Here is a 21,091-nt window from a genome sequence, read left to right as displayed (position 1 = left end):
AATAAAAAGATAATTGTTAATAATTACAACCGATTAAAAAATAAAGTTTGCTTTATAAAATATATAGGCGTATAAAGCTTACTTCCAATTGCGGGGTGGAGCAGTCTGGTAGCTCGTCGGGCTCATAACCCGAAGGTCGTTGGTTCAAATCCGACTCCCGCATCCAAAAATATTATGCTCTGTGATGTATCACTTTTCATGATACGAACTCATGAAAAGCAATTAGCTTATAAATAACCCTATATCAAGCTAAATATTAAATTCTAGACGAACTGTCCATACCTTAAATCTAGCGTTCTAATTACATACCGTAAAATCACATGAGCTCAGTAATGAGTAAATGATTGTGAATATAGTAAATGAGTGGCACATTGCCACAGCCGTAAATGGTAATGAGATTAATGTGAGGATTGTTCCTCATGTGCGTAAACAAAACTCTCTCGATGGATATCGTTGGGTTGAAGTTGGTAAAAAAATTCAACTTCAGTCTGGTGAAGAAATTGAGCTAAACCAAGATGGAAAAAGCTTCTATGCTGGTTTTAATCAACTTTATCGTTTAAATACATATTGTTGATAACACATGGCACTAAAGCGGAAAAACCTATCTCTTTTTATGGAGATAGGTTTTTTTATATTTATAGAATATAGAAATAATTAAAACTATAAAAAAGTAAAGTCTACGTAAATTTTGAAATTATTATTTTAGCTATATTTAATAACTTAATTAACCTGCTCGCCAGAACTGGCGGCCCATAACTTTAAAGTTTTTACCGTTTTCTTCAGTTACACGGCGGTCTCTAAATTTTTCATTTAAGCTATGCAAAATTAAAGAACCATCTGCTTCTTTAAAAATTTGTTTAATCATTCCTTCGCCAGCGAAATAAACAGCATAAATCTCACCATCAATGACTTCAGTCTGAGAAATATCAATGCCAACCAAATCCCCATCTTTAATGTAATCGGTCATGCTATCGCCTTTGGCTTTAATAATCCGCATACACTCTTGAGGAACGCGCTTTTCTTTAAAAAAAGAAGCAGGAAAAGGAATTTTTCCATTAATTGCATCAAAATGAAATTCGATTGATTCACCTGTACCACAAGAAAAACTTGCTTCAACCACATCAATCCATAGATATTGATCTACTGCATCATGACTTACTACAGTAGGACTAAACACATCACTTTCTTTAAAAGAATCTTCTGAGTTACCAGTGGTAAGCCAATAAGCATCTACACCTAAAAACTGTGCAATAAGTGGAAGAAAAGCAGATTTTAAGTTCTTTCCCGATTCTAAAGCTTGGTAGGCAGGCTGAGACATTTTTACTGCTTCAGCAACTTCTGCCTGAGTTTTCTTAGCTTTAATCCTTGAATCTTTTAAACGGTCTTTAAGAGCCATAGTGATCGCACCAGCTAATTTATAACAAATATATAACTTAAGTTATATCTAGTAAAACAACTATAGTTATTGACTAATAATAACTATAGTTATAATATCAGTTATAAGGAACCATTGATAGAATGAACTAAATATTTTACTTAAATATATTTTTAATTTTTATCAATGGCTTAGTAAGTAGTGATTATTATTCTGCCTCAATGGACGACAGAATATAAAAAATGGCGATAGTGAATCAGTGATAGAGATCAGCTATCAAAAACAAAAAATGAAATAAAAAAAGCCCGATTCCGTGGATCAGGCTTAATGTTCGTCGATAAAGGGTATCAAGAACATGAAGAATCTAACAAAGAATTTAATGACTCACAAAAGTTTCCGATATACGGCAGCATGTTATGTCAAATTTTTGGTCAAAAAAGTGAAGCAATTCATCAACTTTACTCTTTTTTCTTGTTCTTATGCTAATGCTTAAGTGCTGGTAAAAAGGTTTATGAGATTGAGCGATTTTATTTAAATAGTTTCTCTAAAAAGGTATTAAATAACATTGGTTTATAAGATTTTATCCTTTTAGAGCGTGTGAGGATTGAGTTATGGGAAAGTTTTTAACGACTGATGGATTAGTGACTGCTTTTAATCTCTATGGGACAGTAATAATGGTTGGCCTAGCAATAAGTTTGGTTGTTGCTGTTGTTCTAATCATGCGTTTTCCACGGTCACCTCAAGAATGGGTAGTTGGTTTGATTTGTACGATTGTCTCAAGCTTGACAGGTGGCTCATTCATTATCATGAAATGGAACTTGCATGAGTGGGTAACAGATATATGGGGAATGATTACTTTAGGTGGATTCTTCTTTATTTGTGGATTACCTGGCTGGGCGATTGTGAGGTGGATATTTAACTTTATTAATAAACAAGAAGGAAAAACCATTGTTGAAGTGATGAAAGACTTAAAAAAAGCAAAAGATGATATTCAAAATTAATATTTAACAGAAGGTGATATAAATGAGGACAGTCCTATGAATATTGAACAATATTTAGATGCACTTATAAAACGTGAAGGTGGATATGTAAATGACCCATTGGACTCTGGCCAAGCGACAAAATTTGGAATTACTCAAGCAGTTGCTCGTAGTTATGGATACCAAGGTGAAATGACGGATTTATCTTTAGAAATTGCTAGAGAGATTTATAAGAAACAATATTGGCTTGAACCACGATTTGATCAAGTTAATTTAATCAGTCCCACTACTGCTGAAGAACTATTTGATACTGGAGTAAATTGTGGAATCAACTTTACAAAACCGCTTCTGCAACGGGCTTTGAACTTGTTAAATCGCCAAGGAAAAGAGGGCTGGACAGATCTTAAGTTAGATGGGGAATATGGACCATCTACATTGCAGGCTTTATCAATGTATATTGATAAGCGCGGTCATGAAGGTGAGCAGGTACTCGTACGTCTCCTTAATATTATGCAAGGTCAGCGCTATATTGAAATTACAGAAAAGAATCCAAAATATGAGCAATTTTTTTTCGGATGGATTGCCAATCGTGTGAGCTTATAAAAAGACCAACTTGCTAAAGCTGTTTTAAGCAAAAGGGCTGTAAAACACTTAACAAGTTGGTCGTTTTTTGTTTGGTTTATATAAATAAAACTACTTTACTGAGTAATAAGTAAAATCGCTAAAAGGAAGAAAATACAGCCACTCACTTTATTTAGTTTTGCAAAATTATTCCCAGCGAGCATTTTCTCTTTAAAAATTGAAGAAAAATTGGCATAGACTAAATGAATTAAAAAACCAATAAAGCAAAATGTTAGAGATAAAACTAAAAACTGATTTAATATTTCTTTTTTAATATCAATAAATTGTGGAAAAAGTGCGATAAAAAAGACAATTGTTTTGGGATTCAGTAGTGATGCAAATAATCCCTGATAGAAAAGTTTTGATTTCTTTACACCTTTCTCGTCATGTGCAGTTTCTAGTAAATCTTGAGTAGGGGACTTTTTGATAAAGTTTTTATAGCCTAAATACATCAAGTAAAAGGCTCCAATAAACTTTAAAACAGTAAAGATAGTGGGATTACTGGTAATAATAAGCCCAACACCACTTGCAGAAATTACAGCGATAATAAACATACCAATGATTAAACCACTAATACCGAATAAAGCTGTTCGTACACCATAATTGATTGAATTTGTTACTGTAAATAAAACGCCTGGTCCGGGGCTGGATAACGTGAGAAAAGCAATGGTTATAAATACTAAAAGACCGTTCACGTGGTTACTTCCTGTTTATCATCAACATATTAAGCTGCACGCGTACTTTAAAGTAGAAGAGATAATATGTATATACAAGTCTGTATATTTTATAAAATAATAAAATATTTTAGTAATTCATCAAAGTGAGTATGAAGCCTATAGTAAGCCTTAAAAATCTATAGAAGAAAAAATTTTCAGAGTGTAAAAAAAAATGAGATATATCTAATGAATATATCAATATTAAATCAATTAAATTTATTGTAAATAGTATTTAAAATCAATAAATAAGAAGATGGTGTCTGTGATCGAAATGAGTAAAAAATCAATTAATCGAGATAGAGATTGCAATTCGATAAGAAGCGTGTATAGTCGAGCATAACTACAAAAATATTCTTGTTAACCTAAATCTTTCTTTTCGCAGTTTTATTTATAATCCTCCGTATTTTATAAGATATTTAAGTAAACGCATATTTTTGAGTTTAATTGGTTTCTCCAATAACAAATGATAATTTTTTAAAAGTTAGGATTAATTTATGTCTAATACTACTGGTACAGTAAAATGGTTTAATGAAACTAAAGGTTTTGGTTTTATTCAATCTGATGAAGGTAAAGATGTTTTCGCACATTTTTCTGAAATTCAAACACAAGGCTTCAAAGTTCTTTTAGAAGGCCAACGTGTTCAGTTTACTGTTACACAGGGTAAAAAAGGCCCACAAGCATCAAATATCACTATTGTGAATAATGCTTAAATTTATATAATTTGATGATTTTATTGGGTTATCTTTAGAGTAAATTGCTCAAGTAATTTTTAAAAATCATTAATTTAGTTAAAAAACCCACTTCTTCCTTTGTGGGTTTTTTTACATGAACAATCAAATAAGTTGATTATTTTATTTATATAATATAAAAATTAAACTTATGCTTAAAAAGTTAAATCAATAATTGGTATAAAAATGGATATTTGTATTGGCGGTATTTTAAATGGCAAAGTTTGCAAAAATAACGAAAATTATTTTAGTGCGGGAAATCCTCACTCAGATGAAGTAACTAAATATGAGAAACAGTATTTTCATTTAAATGGGAAGATTTTATCTTTTTGGGTGTGTAGTGACATAAAATTTCAAGAAGCATTAAAAATTGCCGAGAGTTTTATTAAAAAATAAGAAAGATTTTTAAGTTAATTTTAATTAAAAGCACTTTAAATTTAACGACTCAATTTCTCAAATGAGATAAGCTAAATATTATTTTTAATTACATATTTTTAACAATTTAAGTTATTTTGTTATTCATAAAGTCATGAGTGAAGAGTACTCTTAACTCAGAATATAACTTTGTTGTAAAATTAAACTTAATATTTATAAAAGTTTATTAAATTTTTATAGTTTTAACGGTCTATGACTTAAGTCATAAATAATATTTCTTTTTGTAGTATATCTAAAGGAAGGAAATAACTCTAAATGTTGAATATAGTACAGCCTAATATTTGCTTTATTGGCAGCAGTAATTTGTCTTTAGCTTTGATTGGAGGTTTAGTTTTAAAGGGATTTCAAAAAGAAAAAATTAATCTTATAGAAGAAGTAAAGTTTGATAATGAAATCATTCTCAAGCAAAAGCAGCATGAGGTAAAAAAGGCTGATATTGTTGTTCTGTTATTAGATCCCAAAAACTTAAAAGCCATACTAGCGCCATTAAAAAAATGGCTAGTAGATAAAACTATAGTGTCGATGATGGCTGGGGTGAATATTAAACAACTTATGAGTATGACGGGCTCACAAAAAATTATACGAATTATTTCAAACCCCCCAGTATTAACTTATAGCGGTACACATGTGCTGATTGGTTCTGAATACTTGGAACCTTTAGATAAAGAGGTCATTGAGGTAATTTATTCAGCAACAGGTAAGACGTATTGGGCACATTCTGAATCAGACGCTGATGCGATTATTGCGCTATCAGGTTCAGGGCCAGCTTATTTCTTTTATATTCTCGACAGTATGATCAAAACAGGTACGGCTATGGGTTTAGATAAGCAATTTGCTTTAGATCTAGCACTACAAGCTGCATCGGGTGCTGTGGAAATGGTACGTAAAAGTAACGTTCAGCCAAGTGAGTTATGTGGAAAGGTGACATTGGCTAATGGAATCACTGAATCTGCATTACGGATGTTTGAATTAGGTAATCTTTCTGATGATATTCGACTCGCTTTAAAAGCAGCGTATCACCGTAGTAAAGAAATAAGTGCAGAGATTAACGCTGAAATTATCAAACACTAGTTTTTATTTCTAACCAAGTACCTTTTAACCCTGAAATAACAAATTGTTGAAAGGTACTTGATACAGTCACTTTAACCATGTGCTTGCTGAATAAACATTTTAGTGTATTTAATCTTAACGAAAGCTCTTCTAAATTCACTTCGTAACTTCAAACTTTTAAATCAATGAAGTTTAAGAAAATATTCCCAAATAATAAAGCCGATGCCAAACCCTAACATTGAGTAGAGAGTAATAATAAATAATACAAAACTAGCTTTATTTTTCTTTCTCAAAAAATTCATGTTAGCTACCTCGTGTCTAGATATGTACCATCATGAACAGATTCGATGTGTAATCATAGATACAGAGTTTTTTTAAAAAAATATAACAGATAAGATGATTGTTATAATTTACTCATTAATTAAGTTTTTCTTAAATTTTCAGAGAGGTAAGCAATAGTAATAATATGCTGTAGGGCAATTAAGACGATATTTATTTTTAAATTTTAATGACTTCTAGAGGTGAAATTATCGATAGTCATAAAGTATATTTTTTGAATTAATTAGAAATTATACATTCAGTAGGTCGTAATCTTGATAAAGAATCTAGCTAAAAAATCTAGGAATTTATTTATATATTGTGATGGGGAAGGTTGCCTAATTTAAAAGTTGATCTTTTGAGACTTAAATTTTAGAGGATAAATTGCTACCCTTGCGCGTGAAATTAAGGTGAGACTATGAAATTTATATTCCTCTTTATGAGCGCTATCACACTTCCATGTTATGCGGCATCAGAAACAATGGAGATTCACTATTGTCAGCTTGTGAAAAATGCTGCAAAAGGAGTGATGGATGCAAGACAGCATGATGTGCCAGTGATTGAACTACAAGAGATTGCGAGTCATCTTGACGAAGTAGAGGCAAAGCAGTTGTATCAACAGCTTATTGATACAGCATATTCTTCCAAGTTATTTGAAGATCCTTTGACTAAGACAAAAGCTGTCGAAGACTTTCAAACGGCATGGCATGAAAAATGTTTAATCAAAAGTTCTATAAGCTGAACTTACATGTAAATCGAACCTACTCATTGAGTGGGTTTTTTATTTCAATTAACTAAAGAATTTAAAAAAATGCTGCATCGGATACTATAAAAATAGGTGTCGCATTCCACTATCTTTATAGCTCATTTAGCTTTTATGACATGATTATTAAACGGTTGTGCATCGCAAAATGTTTACAACAAATAAAAGGCTAATTATGTCTTCTAGTTATTAAAAGTACTCATTATAGGCAAAATTTGTAGTTTGTTTTTACTCTTAATTTGAACTTAAGGCTGGAACTCTTAGATATGGGCGAATCAGTAAGTATGTTTGGAGAACATACAATGATAAGTCATGAAAGTTTATCTAAAAGTTTAAGTAAAGTTCCAGAAGTCACTTTGCTATTCTGGATCATTAAAATTGCTGCCACAACTTTGGGCGAAACAGCTGGAGATGCGCTATCTATGTCCCTGAACTTGGGGTATGTGATCAGTACAGCCATTTTCGCGGTGATATTTGCAGTTTTTGTTGGCTTGCAAATTAAAGCTAAGAACTATAATTCATTTTTTTATTGGGCGACTATTATTGCTACGACCACGCTGGGGACTACAATTGCCGATTTTGTTGACCGAACTTTAGGCGTGGGCTATGCAGGTGGTAGTTTAATATTACTTATTTTATTAGGACTCTCTCTGTTTGTTTGGTATTTAAGTTGCGGCACAATTTCGGTAAAAAGCATTCAGTCTGCTAAAAGCGAAGCTTTTTATTGGTTAACCATCATGTTCTCTCAAACATTAGGGACAGCATTAGGTGACTGGACTGCAGATACCCAAGGGTTGGGCTATACGAGCGCGGCTTTAATTTTTGGTACTTTATTATTGGTATTAGCAATTTGCTATTTTTATACCAAAATCTCAAGAACATTATTATTCTGGTTAGCCTTTGTTCTTACCAGACCTCTAGGTGCAGTATTGGGAGATTTCCTCGATAAACCCATTGCACATGGCGGGTTAGAGCTAAGTAGATTTAGTGCATCTTTCGTTTTGTTGGTTTTTATCGTGATTTGTTTAATGGTCTTCAAACCTAAAGCAGCACAGACAGCTCATTAAATTAACTCTTAGAAAGACCGCATTATTCTGTTGGGGGATGTGGTTTTTTTATTTGAGGCTAGATTTTATCGATATTTAAAAGACTTTACGTGTTATCCACCAAAATAATAGCGCCAAACAACTAACACTTGCACCGAGTGTACATACGCCCAGCCATCCAGCATAAGCGTAAGTAACAGTTGTGCTAATTGCACCTAGCCCACTTCCTACCGCGTAAAAGAGCATGTATAGCCCAACGAGCCGACTATGCGCTTCTGGATGAGTACGAAAAATCATACTCTGGTTGGTCACATGAAGAGCTTGTCCACCTAAATCTAACAATACTATGCCAATTATGAGCGCCCAAAGTGAGTAGTCCATGAGCGAGAGTGGTACCCATGCGCTTAGCAATATTAAGAGTGCTATGGCGCTTGTACGTTGAACATAACCGTGGTCAGCCCAGTGCCCAGCTCGTGCGGCAGCTAATGCACCTACAGCCCCGACAAGTCCAAAAGCCCCAATTACAGTGTGCGAAAAACTATATGGTGTTGCACTTAACGGCAGTACCAACGCGCTCCAAAAAATATTAAATGCCGCGAACATGAGTAAAGCTAAAACACCGCGTACTTGTAAAACTTTCTCTTGGCGAAGCAGTTTGAACATTGATGTTAAAAGCTGTAGGTAGCGCATGTTAACAGGCTGAGTTTTTAAATGAGGAAGGCGTTTCCAAAGTGGTAATGCAAGGATGAGCATAAGTATTGCTGCGCAAAAGTACACACCACGCCAACCAGCAATATCGCTAATTCCTCCTGAAAATATCCGGGCAAGCAGTAAACCTATAAACACACCACTTTGTGCAGTACCTACTACATGTCCTTGCTCATGTGGGGCAGCAGCACTTGCAGCATAAGCAATTAGTCCTTGAGTCATGGCTGTGCCGAGTAAACCGACAGCAAGCATTCCTGCCAATAGAACACTTACAGAATGAGCAAAGGCAACCACGAGCAATGCAGATACTAAAGCCAGTAATTGTAGGGTCATTAATCGACTTCGATTTACAAGATCACCCAACGGTACTAGAAACAATAGGGCAAGAGCGCAGCCAATTTGTGTGGCTGTCACTACACCACCTATGGAGACATGGCTAACATTAAAGTCTTTAGCCAATATGTCGAGCAAAGGCTGCGCGTAATAGACATTTGCCACACTCGCACCACTGGCTATAGCAAACAGCAAAATTACGCCACGAGGCATGCTTGAAAGCGGTTTATCACTTTTGGCGTGTGAAGTAGAAGATGCAAAAGAAGCTTTCATGGCCTAAACCCATTCAATCTGGTTTTAAAATGCAACTAGTTGAATGTTAAGTCTACTAGTTTTAAAATGCAACTGGATGGCTTGTTACTGATTATTGATAAGGAAACTCAATGACGAACTCTACATTGTTAAAAGATGAGCCTTGCCCTGTTGCGCGCTGCGTCAACCTTATAGGAGACCGATGGTCACTGCTTATTGTGCGTGATGCTTTTGATGGAATGCGCCGTTTTAAAGATTTTCAGCAGAGCTTAGGAGTGGCTAGAAATATTCTTTCTGATCGATTGAAAAAGTTAGTAGATGCTGGTGTTCTTGAAATGCAAGATGCTTCGGATGGCACGGCTTATCAGGAATATGTATTGACCGATAAAGGGGAGAGTTTATTCCCAGTCGTTGTAGCTTTACGACAATGGGGAGAGCAAAACTTATTTGAAAGTGGTGAGCGTCATTCTCTACTAATTGATAAAAATACAGGTCAGCAAATTCCATTTATGGCACCCGTTGGACAAGATGGAAAAGTGCTCAGAGGTTCAGATACTCAAGTGCAAAAGGTTAAATAAAATATTGTGAATACTTTATTTTAGGCGTAAAAAAGCCCTTGCTCGAAAGCTAAGGGCTTAGTCATTCATTGATCTAGCAATGAACTATATAAGGCTCATCTCATACTAAGGTCAGTATATATGAAATTGAGTCAATAAAGAAGGTGATGTATAACAGATTATCTTGAAGAACATCAATCCAAACAACTTTATCAAGAGCTTATCAAATCTGCATATTCTTCAAAATTATTTGATGCTCCTCTTATCAAGTTAAAGGCTGTTGTGAACTTTCAAACCACGTGGCATGAATAATATTTAGCAAAAGAATCGGCTAAAAATATGTGAGGGTTTTAGTGAGAGATAGTTTATTGGTAGATAATAGAAAAACTACCTAATTCGTTTATAAACAGCCAATTTTCTACAGTTTATAGCAATTATCAAACAAGAAAATGAGTTTAAAGAGCAAAACAGTTTTCTATCTTGATGCATAAAGATATTTCTACACACTAAACCACCTTTGGGGGATTTTATTTGAATTGATCTTATATAGCCAAAAAGGACTTATCTTATGGTCTAATTATAATTGGCCCGAACATACCTGTTTTAATTAAAGATTCCCATATTTTATGTTTAATATGTTGGTGTTATTAAATTTATTTTTACAATAGTGCTTAAAATTACTCCGATCTGGGGTATATTCATGCTAATGATAGAATATTATAAACCGTGATTTGACATGGTGTTTTTAAATGGTTTGGTAACAGAGGGATTTCACAGTTATGAATGTCAAGCCAAACATATTTAACATGGCTGGTGTGATTCCCCCTGTAAATGATGTCGATGGAAGCAGTCCAAATAGATCGCCTTATGTTATTTCTATAACCCAGTTGATTGATATTTTCTCTTTTACATCTGAAAGAGTGACTATCCTAAAGGGATTGCTTGAGTATAGGGCTGAACTATATCGTGTAGGTATAATTTCTGGTTATCAGTGGCTTGATGGTAGTTTTACTACAGATATAGAAACCCTTGAAAAGCGAGCCCCAAATGATATTGATATAGTAACTTTTTTCTATTTACCTCAAGGTGAAACACAGCAAAGTTTTTTACCAAAAACTGGGCAATTGCTTCTTTCAAAATATACAAAAGCCAATTTTAAAGTGGATGCTTACCCTGTGATCCTTGGACAGAATTTGACGCCAGAGCTAATCAATAGGATAACTTATTGGTATAGTATGTGGTCGCATCGCAAAGGTGATAATATATGGAAAGGCTTCCTTCAGGTTGAACTCTCTCCGTTAGAAGATGCAGCCGCCTTTAAAATCCTAAGCAGCATGGAGGGATAGTGTGATGAATGCAATACTGTATACGAACCTTTCCTCTGAGGCTAACACCCTCAAAGAATTATTAAAAAATATTCCAGAGGAAAATGTCATAGATAAACTTGGCATACAAAGCAGGCTTGAAGAGGTAGAGCAACAGTTACGCTGTGTAAATCCTTTTCATATTAATAAAAGAGCAAAGCTAACATTTAGGGGCCAACCTGTTGAGGGAAGTCAAGCTATATCGGCAACTTTTGCAGCTAAAGCGACTAAATTCTTCTCAGATGCTGTAGCTGCTGTTTCTGCAGGTCTAACTGGAAAATTAAACTTCAAAGGACCTGTTCCAGATAGTAGTTTAAACCAACTAATGATTACTGGTACCGCTATAGGCTCATTTGGCTTTGAATTTGAATTGCCAAAACCTGATAATTTTGATTTATGTCCTGAAGAGTCTATTGTTGAAAAAGCAGTTGATGATATTAGACAATTATTTGAATCAGCAGCTTTAGGAACGGATGATGAGTTGAATGATTTAGTAGAAGAAATCCACCCTAGAGCTGTAGCAAAAATTTATGATTTTTTAAAATTTTTGGAAGAACAAGATGCAAAATGTGGTTTGGAGTTTAATAACAAATTCTTTAGATTTAATGATAAAGATCAGTTGGAAAATGCAATCCATCGACTAGATGACAATAATATCCATGAAGAAATAGTGACTTTTAAAGGTTTTTTCCAGGGGGCTCTACCTTCTGCACGAACGTTTGAATTCAAGACTGAAATAGAGGGTGAAATTATAAGAGGTAAAATTGGGAAGGATATAACTAATCCAGAAAAACTTAATTCAGATTGGTTCCAAAAAGCAGCTCAAGTAAAATTTACTGTTATTCGTGTAGGTAATAGTCGCCCTAAATTTATACTTGAATCACTTGCAGATATTCAATAAATATTCTTATTTAATTAACCCGCGTTGTGCGAGATTTGTTTGCTTAAATAAGAAAGCACCCTAAGGTGCTTTAGCCAAGCGATTCACAGCTGCTTGAATAATATCGGGTAAAAGCTCTTTTTTAGGACCTTCGCGGTCAGCAATAATTTTTACAATATTCTCACTAGTTAAAATCCAACAATCATTCGGAATGAATTGGATCTGAGGTTTTCCATCAGAATGATTAATAGTTAAAAACATCCTTTGAGAGTGCATTATTCTAGTAATTATTGCTCTTACAATCTCTTCTTCAGGATAATTTGGCTTTTCAGGCACGTCACCACCTAACTGGGCGATCCGATCATGTAAACTCCAATAATAAGTCATGATTTGATTGTGAGTTTCCTTCTCAAGTAAATCAAAAGAAGAGGGGTTTTCAGTTTGAATAGATACCTCATTTGTTCCTGTTGAGTATGTTGTTGGTGCACCACACTTGGGACATGCATAAGCAAGATTGCTAAATTTTTTCTCACATTCTTTACACTCGATTAAGGCCATTTTGTCTTTCTATAAAGTGGTTCTAGAACCTATAAATTTACTTTGAAATAGTTTCAAATTAATTTTCTTAGTTATGTCGGAATAATTTTAAATATTAGTTTTTAAGATCCATTAGATAAGAAACAGTCGGGCGTAGCTGGATTTTTCTAATTGAGAAGCAATAAAAAAACCACCTAATTCTCTCAAATTAAGTGGTTTAAATTTTGGAATCTTGGCATATGCTTCAACTTACTTCTAGCCAAACAATTAGCTGTTATTTAAAGAGCTTAGTAAATTGTAGACTTCATCTGACAATATCAATTTGGAAGCACCAATATTTTCTTCTAAATGAGCTACCGATGATGTGCCGGGAATTAATAAGATATTAGGTGATCGTTTTAATAGCCATGCCAATGCGACTTGTTTCGGAGTTGCACCAAGATCATTTGCTACAGCAGATAATGTATCTGATTGAAAAGGTGTAAAACCACCTAGCGGAAAAAAGGGTACATAACAAATTCCTTTCTTAGCCAATTGATCAATTAATACATCATCTTGACGATTGAACAGATTATATTGGTTTTGTACACAAGCAATATCTGTGATTTTTTCAGCTTCAGTAATTTGAGTTTCTGTAACATTGCTTAATCCAATATGTTGAATTAAACCCTTTTCTTTTAATTTAGCCAGTACAACAACTACTTCTTCAATGGAACCTTCAGAAGGCTGCATGGGGTTAAACATTGCTCGAAAGTTTACAACATCTAAAGTTTGTAGACTCAAATTACGCAAATTATCATGTACATCTTTTTCAATTTGTTCTGCAGAAAAAGCTGGTAGCCAAGAAGCATCTTCTCCACGCTTTGCTCCAATTTTTGTGACAATGGTAAGATCATCTCGATAAGGATATAGAGCCTCTCGAATGATTTGATTGGTTATGTGAGGGCCATAAAAATCGCTGGTATCGATATGATTAATACCTAACTCGATAGCGATTTTTAGGACATTTATTGCAGCATTTTTATCTTTTGGTGGTCCAAATGCATGGTGACCTGCCAGTTGCATTGCACCATAGCCCATTCTATTTACAATTTTATTTCCAAGTTTGTATGTGTCGGAAAGATTTATAAGATCGGACATAAGTTTTCCTCAGACTTTACTTTCAATATTGTTAAAGATAAAGTTTATGAAGAATCCTTCACATTTAGAATTCGCATTTTATGTCTATAAATAAAACTGCTCTGAAGCCACGAAAATCACCAGTTCAGGCGCGTTCAACAGCAACAATAGAAGTTCTTCATGAAGCAACCATTCAGGTTTTACTCAAAGAAGGAATTGTAAAATGTAATACCACACGTATTGCTGAAAGAGCGGGTGTATCAGTCGGTAGTATTTACCAATACTATCCAAACCGAGATTCTTTATTAGCTGCAGTTTTGCAACGTCATCTTGATCGCGTTGCAGAAAAAATTGAAGAGCTTTGCCTGAAATATGAAAAAACTTCAATTAGGACTCTAATCTCAGCTTTAGTCGATGAAATAATCTTGGCAAAGTTAAGTAATCCTGAGGAATCAAAGGCGCTATATGCTATTTCAGGAGAAAGAGGGGGATTGGATCTTTCAAAGCGAATGAATGACCGTATGTCAGCCGCTGTTTCAAATTTATTGGAGAGTGCGTCGGATATTGAGTTTGATGATAGTCAGATCGTCGCTGAGTTTGTTTTAGGTGCAATTATGGGATTAATAAGAAGAGTGCTTGAAAATCAGGTAACAGATAAAGTGGAGCAGGTATTAGAGTCTCATTTAAAGTTAATGGTCGTCGCCTATTTACAACAAATTGGACATATAAAGAATTAAAAAATTTTAATCTTACAAATATAAAAGCTTTTGTTTGTATGGAAAGAAGAGTGATAAAACTTCTCTAAATTTATATATGGCCAATAAAAAACCACCTAATTCTTTCGAATTAAGTGGTTTTTGAATTTTGGAGCGGGAAACGAGACTCGAACTCGCGACCCCAACCTTGGCAAGGTTGTAATATTTTAAATAAATCAATTGCTTAAAATTGAGTGGTGGCGCAGTGGTGGCAGGACAATTTATTGTAATAAAATATTTAAATTACCTACATTTTGTTTAAAATAATTCTTATTCATTGGTACCTAAATTTAACATGAAAAAATTTAAAATTATATGCACCCTAATTTTTAGCTTTTTATTTTTTTTAAGTTGCTCAATTTTCTTTAAGCATCAATTTAATATTGATGGTGATTATCTTTCTGCATTTTCAACAATTGTTGCTGCTACTGCTGCATTTTATTTTTATACCGATTGGAAGGATGAGCATAAATTCAATCTATTGAAACAGCATCAGGACTATTTAAAGATCAAAGGGGCAAAATTGCTTGATCATTTTAGAAAATCTCAGGTGTTGTTTGCCACGATTGAAGGTTCTACTGTGCAAGAAGGTGAAAAGAAATGGATTGATGCTTGTGTTGAAATTAGATTGTTCTCATCAGAATTAACAAATATTCAAAAATCCCTCCTAGAATATAAAAGTTGTCTTTCTACTTTTGACTCAAATGAAATTTTGGAAAAACATAGGGATAGGTTGGAGAAATACAGTACTAGAATTTCGCAAATTAATGATGAGTTTGTATCTAAACTTCCATTTTATACTATAAGTACAAGTCCGCAGTGTTCAGATGTTTTGGAAAGTTGGAGGGATTCCATAATAAAGTTTGATTTTTTTTGTTCTGTAGAAATGTCTGATTTTTATTTTAAATACTTAAAAACAAAATAAATAAAGGGGCATAAAGCCCCTTGTTAGTTTTTGCGTCTTGCTTGCCTTTGGGCTTTAGCCTTATTTAGATTATCTAAAATTGGCATGACAGTCGCAGGACTATAAAGGTGCTTCCCATCACTGCCAAGATTAAACGCTCTTAATTCATCAATAATGGTTTTTCTAGATAAATTATACCGTTCCATTAGCCATGAAGCAGGCACACGGTTCGGTATTTCTTCCGCTTTAATTTCCAAGACTTTCCCAATATTTGGTACATCGTCATGTATAAAAATTTGAGGCGGTTTTTCAGATTCAACTACAACAATATATTTTCCCATCTTTATACACCTTATGTTGTAGCAATGTTCTCAGGTGTAATCACAGAGGGTCAGCAATGCGATTACGCCTGTAGAACATTGCTAAGAATGTTCAATAGAAATATTTAAAAAGGTATGTCTTCCAAATGCTCTGTTTTAATAACTGGGTCAGGAATATGAAGGGTGCAACTTGATACTAAAACATGAAATTCTTCACCAGGATTAAGTTTCGCCAATCGATGTGCTTCACGTTCAGCACTCGCATAACTTTCATGTTTATAAGTAGGATTGCCGCGGCCCTCGCTCCAAACTAAATAAAATGGTTTCATGATTGTTCAGCTCCTTCTATTAGTTTCTCTTTGGCAAACAAAGCTTCTGCACCATCTTCAGTAAAACCGATATCTATTAAGAAAAAACCATGTGGTGCAATCGGATCCCATTTAGATAAATCCGATGAGTCCATAATTTCCAAAAATTGATCATCAGAAACACTTCCTTCTAAATAAAGTCGAGTAGTGACAATATTGAAGTGCTCCTTTAGTTGATCCCAATCGCCTTGACTTAACCATTCTTGATCAGCATGATTGTCATCTAGATATTTAAGAAATTCAGGATGTACCCAACAGCCCATTTCATCTCTGATAATCTCAGTTGGTTTTAATTGATTAATCATCCCTCTGCTCCCAATTGGCCTTTAACTAATTTATCGATAAATTCAGCCAATTCATTAGCATCAATGATTGGCAAATCTGGATGTGCATCTTCTACAGCGAATGATTTAACAGCAATCCAAGACTGGATATCATTGATGACTTCATTTGGTGCCGTTTGTGATTTGGCTTTTACCCACAACTCCCATTTCTCTTGCATGTAACTATCAACATATTTACCAACATAATGTTGTTCTGATTCGCCAAGTCCATTTGAATCGAATCTTTCAAATAAGCTTTCACGTTTAGCGCAAGGTCTTTTGCTTAGTTCAAATAGTTCAAAATTACTTCTTTCAATTTCTTCGGCTATCATGCTGTCACCTTAGTTTTTAAAATGTTGTGAGCTTTCAAACGTTGGCGTAGCGTTCCACGGTTCAGGCCAAGCAATTCGGCTGCCTTAGTTTGGTTGCCACGTGTTTTGATCAATGTTTATTCAAGTAAAGGCTTTTCTAGGAGTGCCATTACTTCTGCATGTGCATTGGTTGTGTTGGACTCAAGTGCAGCTCTAATTTGATCGAGTGAAACAACGGTTGTTGTAGTCATGCTGCTACTCCTGCATTAATGATTTTGAAAAGAGGGTTGAGGGCGGTAATATCCAGTTGTTTTTTTGCACGGGTTGCGGCCACATATAACAGGCGTGCTTCATCTGGTGTTAATGGCTTTTCACCTTCAGAAACTGCCTCTTTATAGAAATAGTCACCGCCCAATTTGACCTTATTAAATTCAAGGCCTTTGGATTTATGAGCCGTTGTCACAACACAGTCATAGTCGTTAGAACTGCTTTTCAATAAAGCTTCAATAAGTGCGTTTTCGCCTACTTTTTCAATCAAACTCACAAGTGGTTTAAGGTCGCTGTTTGAAACTTCGTGACTGTATTCAAGCACTTCTTCCCAAGTGCTGAAGCCTTCAAATGCACTTCCATCGGCTACGCGTACACCTGCTTTAACCTTTTTGGCATCTTCAATATTTTTAATTAAAGTGGCTGTATCAACTTCAAGACGTGGTTCACGCCCTAACTGGATAAGCTCAACCATGTGTGAAAGGGCAGCGGCATTAGTCCGGAAAATAATTGCATCGGCAACGCTGTCATGAACTTCACAAACTTGTGAGTCAATTTGTTCAAAACCGCGTAAAGGAATTTCTTCATCTAGCACATTGAATAGAATTTTGTTTGCTAGGTCTGCAATTTCATTGCCGAAACGGAATGACTGGCTGAGTCGTGTTTCTGGTATTTCTAAAGACTGCATTGCATTTACTGCACCACGAAATGCATAGATTTGTTGGTGTCTATCCCCAACATAAATGACCTGAGCAGCTTGATTATTTAAAACGTTCAGCATGATTGGGTCAGCATCTTGTGCTTCATCAAACAGAATAAAATCTGTGTTGATGACTGGTTTACTGAGTGCCCAATACTTTAAATAATGATCATGTTCTAAACGGTTTACACCGAACGGGTCGAGAATATCTTGCCAATAGTCATTTGCCTTTGGTAAAAGAATTTTGGCTAGTTCCGCACGATGTGTTTCTTCCATCCAATCGGGTAAAGCAGCGTAAACCTGTGATAACTGGATTTCTGAATAATTAGATCGGCAGAAATAGCCAACTGCATTAATTAAAGATGTAGCCATGCGCTTATTGTTAAATAAGCGTTTTTGGTCATCTTCACCACGTTGCTTTGTTAAGGCTACAGGCACTTGATACGACTCAAGGTCATGACGTGATGCAATTTGATTCGACATTAAGCGACGATTGCTAAGTTTTTTAGTAAACCATCGCGGTACCGAATTAAATGCGAGACTATGGAAGGTTTTGCAACGAACGTTGCTGTTAAATTTACCTTGTGCTTCAGTAGCAATTGCTTTGTTAAACGCCAAGTACATGCCAGATTGATAGCTTTTAGCATTCCCTATCAATTTAAGCGTTGATGTTTTTCCTGCGCCCGCATAAGCAGTTACCTTGCAAGACTCACCATCAATTGCCATATCAATGGCTTGTTTTTGTTCAAGAGTAGGTTTCATGGGTGAATTTCCCTAAGCACCCTTAAAATTAAGGGCGCTCGTATAAAATTTATCTAAAAAGTGATAGTGAGTTATGCTGTTAATTCAGCCGTTTTTCTTTCAAACAATGCACTGACAGAATCAATCTGTGCATCAGTTAAGAATGATGAGTTTGGCTCAAATTGCTTTTCCATAATTGAATTAATTGCTTCAATTGAGTTTGCAACTTCCAAATCATCTAAAAGCTGAAGATAGAATTTCTGATTTGCGTAAGCGTTTTTAATATCTGTCTGTGCCGGTTCACCAAGATTAGAAGGAATGGTTGAGCCAAGTGATTTTAAATCAGCTAGGTTTTCAACCTTGCCAATATCTTCGATGCATTTTTCAACATCAAAAGAGACTTTTAATTCAACTACTTTATCTTGCTGTTCTTCACGTTCGGCTAACTGAGCTTTTAAACCCGCAGTACCTTGATGTTTTGGAAGCTTCGATGGCTCAGGTGTTACATCAATTTCTTTGTCACGCTCTTCCTCAGCTACGCCAAAGCCTTTTAGAATATCTGTGAACTCATCACGCAATGCCCATCCACGTGCACGCATTTGCATCATGCGTTTTGGATATTGTGTCCAAGGACCTTGCTTGCTTAATAAACCTGCGCGTTTAGCATCTTCTTTAGTGAAAGTTTTAGTTACAGCTTTTTGGCCTTTACGTTTAACGGTACAAGTCGCCATATCTTCTGTTTGAGTTTCTTCAAACTGTTCAAGCAAACCTGAGCTACGAACAAGAGCAAGTACAGCATCACCCCAAAGAGAAGGGCGGCCATTAATTACCGCGATGTTTTGCATTGCTTGAAGTGGTTGCAAGCCAATTTCAGCACCCCACTGCATTGCGACTAAAATGTTGCCTGGTTTTTTCTGATAGTCCTTTGGAACAATTTCAGAGTTTGCCAATAAATCCGCAACCTGCATTGCTTCAGCTAATGTTGTTGGAGTTAAAAAGCCAGTGTTTTGAACTAATGCATTCATGATAAGTTTCCTTAAATTAGAGATTCTTTAAATTTGTTTGAAATACGAAATACGCGCGTACTACTGCTATTGCTGTATTTCTCGAATAATTCGGGTTGTTCTTTCTTCAACAGCTTCGTATCAATGCGTGTTGAAGATTGTTCTTTGTAAGTGCAGATTGCTTTGCCTTGGCTAATCATCATTTCTGCATCTTGCATAGAAGTAGCAATTTCTAGCTTGATAGCTTCTTCACGCGTTTCTGCAACTTTTTTGGCTTGTTGAACTTTGATTAGTTCGTCAGCTAGTTTTAAATGATCGCGTGTTGCTTCAACCTGTTTACCCACCACGTGTTTAGACCAACGATGTAGAACATCATCAAAGCAAGTCGGGTCAGGCGGCACATCTGCAAGCACATGGTTAAACCAGAATGCTTTTACTTGGTTGAAAATTGATTTAATTAAATCTTCATCACGTTCGATGCGGTACATACGGAATTTATTGCCGCCAATTAACACAGCTAAATGAATAACATGACAGCCTGTAATCATCAGGTACCAAAGACATTGAGTTAGGTAATAGTCTGGTATCTGGTCGGTGTCTTGTTCCCCGAATAACTTGCTCATGTATTCACTTGCTGTTTTACACTCAAGTAATTGATCAGTCGTCAAAGCACCATCTTTAAAGCGTACGTTTCCTGAAATTTCAGGATTGATCACGGCACGGTCAATATTTCCAAGCGCCCAAGGGTGATCTTCCAAAAATAACTGCTGTTTTACGCGCTGAACTTTCATACCTGATCGGCGTGAAAACTCTTTAGCAACTACATCTTCAAGTAAATTACCAAAGTGGGCAGACTCATTTTGTTCTGACTTTTCACTTCGGCCTGTTTTATCTAGCCATAATTGATAAGGTGATTTATAAGGACTAAAACCTAGAATGGCTGCTACATCTGAACCGCCAATACCTTTTTTACGGTTTGCTAGGAATGTTTCACGATCTACATGTGTATTCATGTTAGCCACCCAACTTCGCTAATTTAGTTTCAATTGATTCTTCAAGTGCTTCATTGATCTTTACAAGCTCAAAGCGGTCGATATAGGCATTTACAACACCATCTTCATCAACAACATTGATTGGTTCTAAACGTTCAATTTGAATGCCTGTAGCACGGTTAAAACCATTGCTGTTGTCATATCCTGAGAAGTCAAAACCAACTTCAATGCGAAAGCGCATATCACTGGTAAGAATTGATGCATGACAATCAACGTGGCAGTCGTTGTAAGGTCCTAAATCCAAGTCATCGACTGAATAAATAGGGGAGAAAATACTTATTTGTTGTGGGCCTAAATTCTTATAAGCCATGTGTGCAGACGCTAGGGCAAAACTCATCGTCACCACCAAAACAACAATCCCGCCAATAAAACAAGTTCCAAAACCTAAAGCAGGGCTGTTTTTATATGCGTCTTTAATTGCCGCAAATAATTGATTACGTTTATTTCGCAAAGCATTTTTAATACGCTTTACTTTTTGTTTTCGTATTAATCCTTTAATCAGATTACGATGATTATTTGAGATTTGACTAACCATAATGTTCTGTTCCATAATGACCCCGTTAT

27 protein-coding genes, 1 tRNA gene and 1 pseudogene are annotated in these 21,091 nt (G+C 35.3%); 14 read left to right on the top strand and 15 right to left on the bottom strand.

Going from position 1 to position 21,091, the window contains the following annotated elements:
• The first annotated feature begins 89 nt into the window (after positions 1 to 89).
• Together ACLCEG_RS04730 and ACLCEG_RS04725 are read left to right on the top strand one after the other, a co-directional pair.
• Positions 90 to 166, top strand: a tRNA-Met gene (locus ACLCEG_RS04730).
• 174 nt (positions 167 to 340) lie between these two features.
• Complete coding sequence (locus ACLCEG_RS04725) at positions 341 to 574, top strand: hypothetical protein (RefSeq protein ID WP_002119938.1); 234 nt, start codon at positions 341 to 343, stop codon at positions 572 to 574.
• Positions 575 to 724: 150 nt separating this feature from the next.
• Here the strand turns inward: ACLCEG_RS04725 and ACLCEG_RS04720 are convergent, their stop codons facing one another.
• On the bottom strand, positions 725 to 1,396 hold the full coding sequence (locus tag ACLCEG_RS04720; RefSeq protein ID WP_019457418.1) for an XRE family transcriptional regulator: 672 nt from the start codon (positions 1,394 to 1,396) through the stop codon (positions 725 to 727).
• 590 nt (positions 1,397 to 1,986) lie between these two features.
• Between ACLCEG_RS04720 and ACLCEG_RS04715 the strand changes: the two genes are divergently transcribed.
• A complete protein-coding gene (locus tag ACLCEG_RS04715; protein WP_004702686.1) occupies positions 1,987 to 2,376 on the top strand; it encodes a hypothetical protein in 390 nt (129 codons plus the stop codon).
• A gap of 36 nt (positions 2,377 to 2,412) precedes the next feature.
• Positions 2,413 to 2,958: a glycoside hydrolase family 108 protein gene (locus ACLCEG_RS04710; protein WP_410566253.1), complete on the top strand. Its 546-nt coding sequence runs from the start codon at positions 2,413 to 2,415 to the stop codon at positions 2,956 to 2,958.
• A gap of 95 nt (positions 2,959 to 3,053) precedes the next feature.
• On the opposite strand, the gene ACLCEG_RS04705 is transcribed toward ACLCEG_RS04710, so the two are convergent.
• Entirely contained in the window at positions 3,054 to 3,671 is a 618-nt protein-coding gene (locus tag ACLCEG_RS04705) for a LysE family translocator (RefSeq protein ID WP_004702682.1), read from the bottom strand.
• A 515-nt stretch (positions 3,672 to 4,186) separates the two neighbouring features.
• Between ACLCEG_RS04705 and ACLCEG_RS04700 the strand changes: the two genes are divergently transcribed.
• The 3 genes from ACLCEG_RS04700 (at position 4,187) to ACLCEG_RS04690 (ending at position 5,926) form a co-directional block, all read left to right on the top strand.
• Positions 4,187 to 4,402: a cold-shock protein gene (locus ACLCEG_RS04700; protein ID WP_004702680.1), complete on the top strand. Its 216-nt coding sequence runs from the start codon at positions 4,187 to 4,189 to the stop codon at positions 4,400 to 4,402.
• Positions 4,403 to 4,606: 204 nt separating this feature from the next.
• Positions 4,607 to 4,816 carry a hypothetical protein gene (locus ACLCEG_RS04695; protein WP_134263319.1) on the top strand — a complete coding sequence of 70 codons (210 nt, stop codon included), beginning with the start codon at positions 4,607 to 4,609 and terminating at the stop codon, positions 4,814 to 4,816.
• Positions 4,817 to 5,110: 294 nt separating this feature from the next.
• Entirely contained in the window at positions 5,111 to 5,926 is an 816-nt protein-coding gene (locus ACLCEG_RS04690; RefSeq protein WP_004702676.1) for a pyrroline-5-carboxylate reductase family protein, read from the top strand.
• 161 nt (positions 5,927 to 6,087) lie between these two features.
• Here the strand turns inward: ACLCEG_RS04690 and ACLCEG_RS04685 are convergent, their stop codons facing one another.
• Entirely contained in the window at positions 6,088 to 6,207 is a 120-nt protein-coding gene (locus ACLCEG_RS04685; protein ID WP_004702673.1) for a hypothetical protein, read from the bottom strand.
• 434 nt (positions 6,208 to 6,641) lie between these two features.
• Between ACLCEG_RS04685 and ACLCEG_RS04680 the strand changes: the two genes are divergently transcribed.
• A complete protein-coding gene (locus tag ACLCEG_RS04680) occupies positions 6,642 to 6,965 on the top strand; it encodes a hypothetical protein (RefSeq protein ID WP_134263320.1) in 324 nt (107 codons plus the stop codon).
• Positions 6,966 to 7,288: 323 nt separating this feature from the next.
• Positions 7,289 to 8,053, top strand: coding sequence for a hypothetical protein (locus ACLCEG_RS04675; protein WP_410566250.1), 765 nt, complete (start codon positions 7,289 to 7,291; stop codon positions 8,051 to 8,053).
• Positions 8,054 to 8,128: 75 nt separating this feature from the next.
• Here ACLCEG_RS04675 and ACLCEG_RS04670 read toward each other — a convergent pair whose 3' ends face one another.
• Positions 8,129 to 9,346 carry an MFS transporter gene (locus tag ACLCEG_RS04670; protein ID WP_410566247.1) on the bottom strand — a complete coding sequence of 406 codons (1,218 nt, stop codon included), beginning with the start codon at positions 9,344 to 9,346 and terminating at the stop codon, positions 8,129 to 8,131.
• A 110-nt stretch (positions 9,347 to 9,456) separates the two neighbouring features.
• Here ACLCEG_RS04670 and ACLCEG_RS04665 point away from each other — a divergent pair, with 110 nt between their 5' ends.
• From ACLCEG_RS04665 to ACLCEG_RS04655, 3 genes are all read left to right on the top strand, one after another.
• Entirely contained in the window at positions 9,457 to 9,903 is a 447-nt protein-coding gene (locus tag ACLCEG_RS04665) for a winged helix-turn-helix transcriptional regulator (RefSeq protein ID WP_410566244.1), read from the top strand.
• 758 nt (positions 9,904 to 10,661) lie between these two features.
• Complete coding sequence (locus ACLCEG_RS04660) at positions 10,662 to 11,228, top strand: DUF6932 family protein (protein WP_410566241.1); 567 nt, start codon at positions 10,662 to 10,664, stop codon at positions 11,226 to 11,228.
• A 4-nt stretch (positions 11,229 to 11,232) separates the two neighbouring features.
• Positions 11,233 to 12,147 (top strand): hypothetical protein, encoded by a 915-nt coding sequence (locus ACLCEG_RS04655; protein ID WP_410566238.1) that lies wholly within the window; start codon positions 11,233 to 11,235, stop codon positions 12,145 to 12,147.
• Between the two features lie 60 nt (positions 12,148 to 12,207).
• On the opposite strand, the gene ACLCEG_RS04650 is transcribed toward ACLCEG_RS04655, so the two are convergent.
• Positions 12,208 to 12,684: a hypothetical protein gene (locus tag ACLCEG_RS04650; RefSeq protein ID WP_410566235.1), complete on the bottom strand. Its 477-nt coding sequence runs from the start codon at positions 12,682 to 12,684 to the stop codon at positions 12,208 to 12,210.
• A gap of 246 nt (positions 12,685 to 12,930) precedes the next feature.
• A complete protein-coding gene (locus ACLCEG_RS04645; protein ID WP_410566232.1) occupies positions 12,931 to 13,803 on the bottom strand; it encodes an aldo/keto reductase family oxidoreductase in 873 nt (290 codons plus the stop codon).
• Positions 13,804 to 13,883: 80 nt separating this feature from the next.
• On the opposite strand from ACLCEG_RS04645, the gene ACLCEG_RS04640 reads away from it, so the two are divergent.
• Both ACLCEG_RS04640 and ACLCEG_RS04635 read left to right on the top strand, forming a co-directional pair.
• Positions 13,884 to 14,519 (top strand): TetR/AcrR family transcriptional regulator, encoded by a 636-nt coding sequence (locus ACLCEG_RS04640; RefSeq protein ID WP_410566229.1) that lies wholly within the window; start codon positions 13,884 to 13,886, stop codon positions 14,517 to 14,519.
• 313 nt (positions 14,520 to 14,832) lie between these two features.
• Complete coding sequence (locus tag ACLCEG_RS04635) at positions 14,833 to 15,462, top strand: hypothetical protein (protein ID WP_031995643.1); 630 nt, start codon at positions 14,833 to 14,835, stop codon at positions 15,460 to 15,462.
• A 23-nt stretch (positions 15,463 to 15,485) separates the two neighbouring features.
• Here ACLCEG_RS04635 and ACLCEG_RS04630 read toward each other — a convergent pair whose 3' ends face one another.
• The 9 genes and pseudogenes from ACLCEG_RS04630 to ACLCEG_RS04590 all read right to left on the bottom strand — a co-directional run bounded on the left by ACLCEG_RS04630 (position 15,486) and on the right by ACLCEG_RS04590 (position 21,077).
• Positions 15,486 to 15,782: a hypothetical protein gene (locus ACLCEG_RS04630; RefSeq protein WP_031995641.1), complete on the bottom strand. Its 297-nt coding sequence runs from the start codon at positions 15,780 to 15,782 to the stop codon at positions 15,486 to 15,488.
• Between the two features lie 104 nt (positions 15,783 to 15,886).
• Positions 15,887 to 16,090, bottom strand: coding sequence for a hypothetical protein (locus ACLCEG_RS04625; RefSeq protein ID WP_032055466.1), 204 nt, complete (start codon positions 16,088 to 16,090; stop codon positions 15,887 to 15,889).
• On the bottom strand, positions 16,087 to 16,434 hold the full coding sequence (locus ACLCEG_RS04620; RefSeq protein WP_032046289.1) for a hypothetical protein: 348 nt from the start codon (positions 16,432 to 16,434) through the stop codon (positions 16,087 to 16,089). Before ACLCEG_RS04620 ends, ACLCEG_RS04625 begins: the two co-directional genes overlap by 4 nt.
• Positions 16,431 to 16,784, bottom strand: coding sequence for a hypothetical protein (locus ACLCEG_RS04615; protein WP_246892796.1), 354 nt, complete (start codon positions 16,782 to 16,784; stop codon positions 16,431 to 16,433). Before ACLCEG_RS04615 ends, ACLCEG_RS04620 begins: the two co-directional genes overlap by 4 nt.
• A pseudogene (locus ACLCEG_RS04610) lies at positions 16,781 to 17,014 on the bottom strand (helix-turn-helix domain-containing protein). The gene ACLCEG_RS04615 and the pseudogene ACLCEG_RS04610 overlap by 4 nt, the downstream one beginning before the upstream one ends.
• Positions 17,011 to 18,492 (bottom strand): UvrD-helicase domain-containing protein, encoded by a 1,482-nt coding sequence (locus ACLCEG_RS04605; protein WP_032055459.1) that lies wholly within the window; start codon positions 18,490 to 18,492, stop codon positions 17,011 to 17,013. The pseudogene ACLCEG_RS04610 and the gene ACLCEG_RS04605 overlap by 4 nt, the downstream one beginning before the upstream one ends.
• 71 nt (positions 18,493 to 18,563) lie before the next feature.
• Positions 18,564 to 19,496 carry a transcriptional regulator gene (locus ACLCEG_RS04600; RefSeq protein ID WP_246892797.1) on the bottom strand — a complete coding sequence of 311 codons (933 nt, stop codon included), beginning with the start codon at positions 19,494 to 19,496 and terminating at the stop codon, positions 18,564 to 18,566.
• 11 nt (positions 19,497 to 19,507) lie between these two features.
• On the bottom strand, positions 19,508 to 20,488 hold the full coding sequence (locus ACLCEG_RS04595; protein WP_246892798.1) for a YqaJ viral recombinase family protein: 981 nt from the start codon (positions 20,486 to 20,488) through the stop codon (positions 19,508 to 19,510).
• Position 20,489: 1 nt separating this feature from the next.
• On the bottom strand, positions 20,490 to 21,077 hold the full coding sequence (locus ACLCEG_RS04590; protein ID WP_246892799.1) for a hypothetical protein: 588 nt from the start codon (positions 21,075 to 21,077) through the stop codon (positions 20,490 to 20,492).
• Between the last annotated feature and the right edge of the window lie 14 nt (positions 21,078 to 21,091).

The sequence above is a fragment of the Acinetobacter sp. H1(2024) genome (assembly GCF_046557555.1).
Lineage (GTDB): Bacteria > Pseudomonadota > Gammaproteobacteria > Pseudomonadales > Moraxellaceae > Acinetobacter > Acinetobacter seifertii.
Note: the sequence above shows the minus strand (reverse complement) of the source record. Positions and strands in the feature narration are given on the sequence as shown.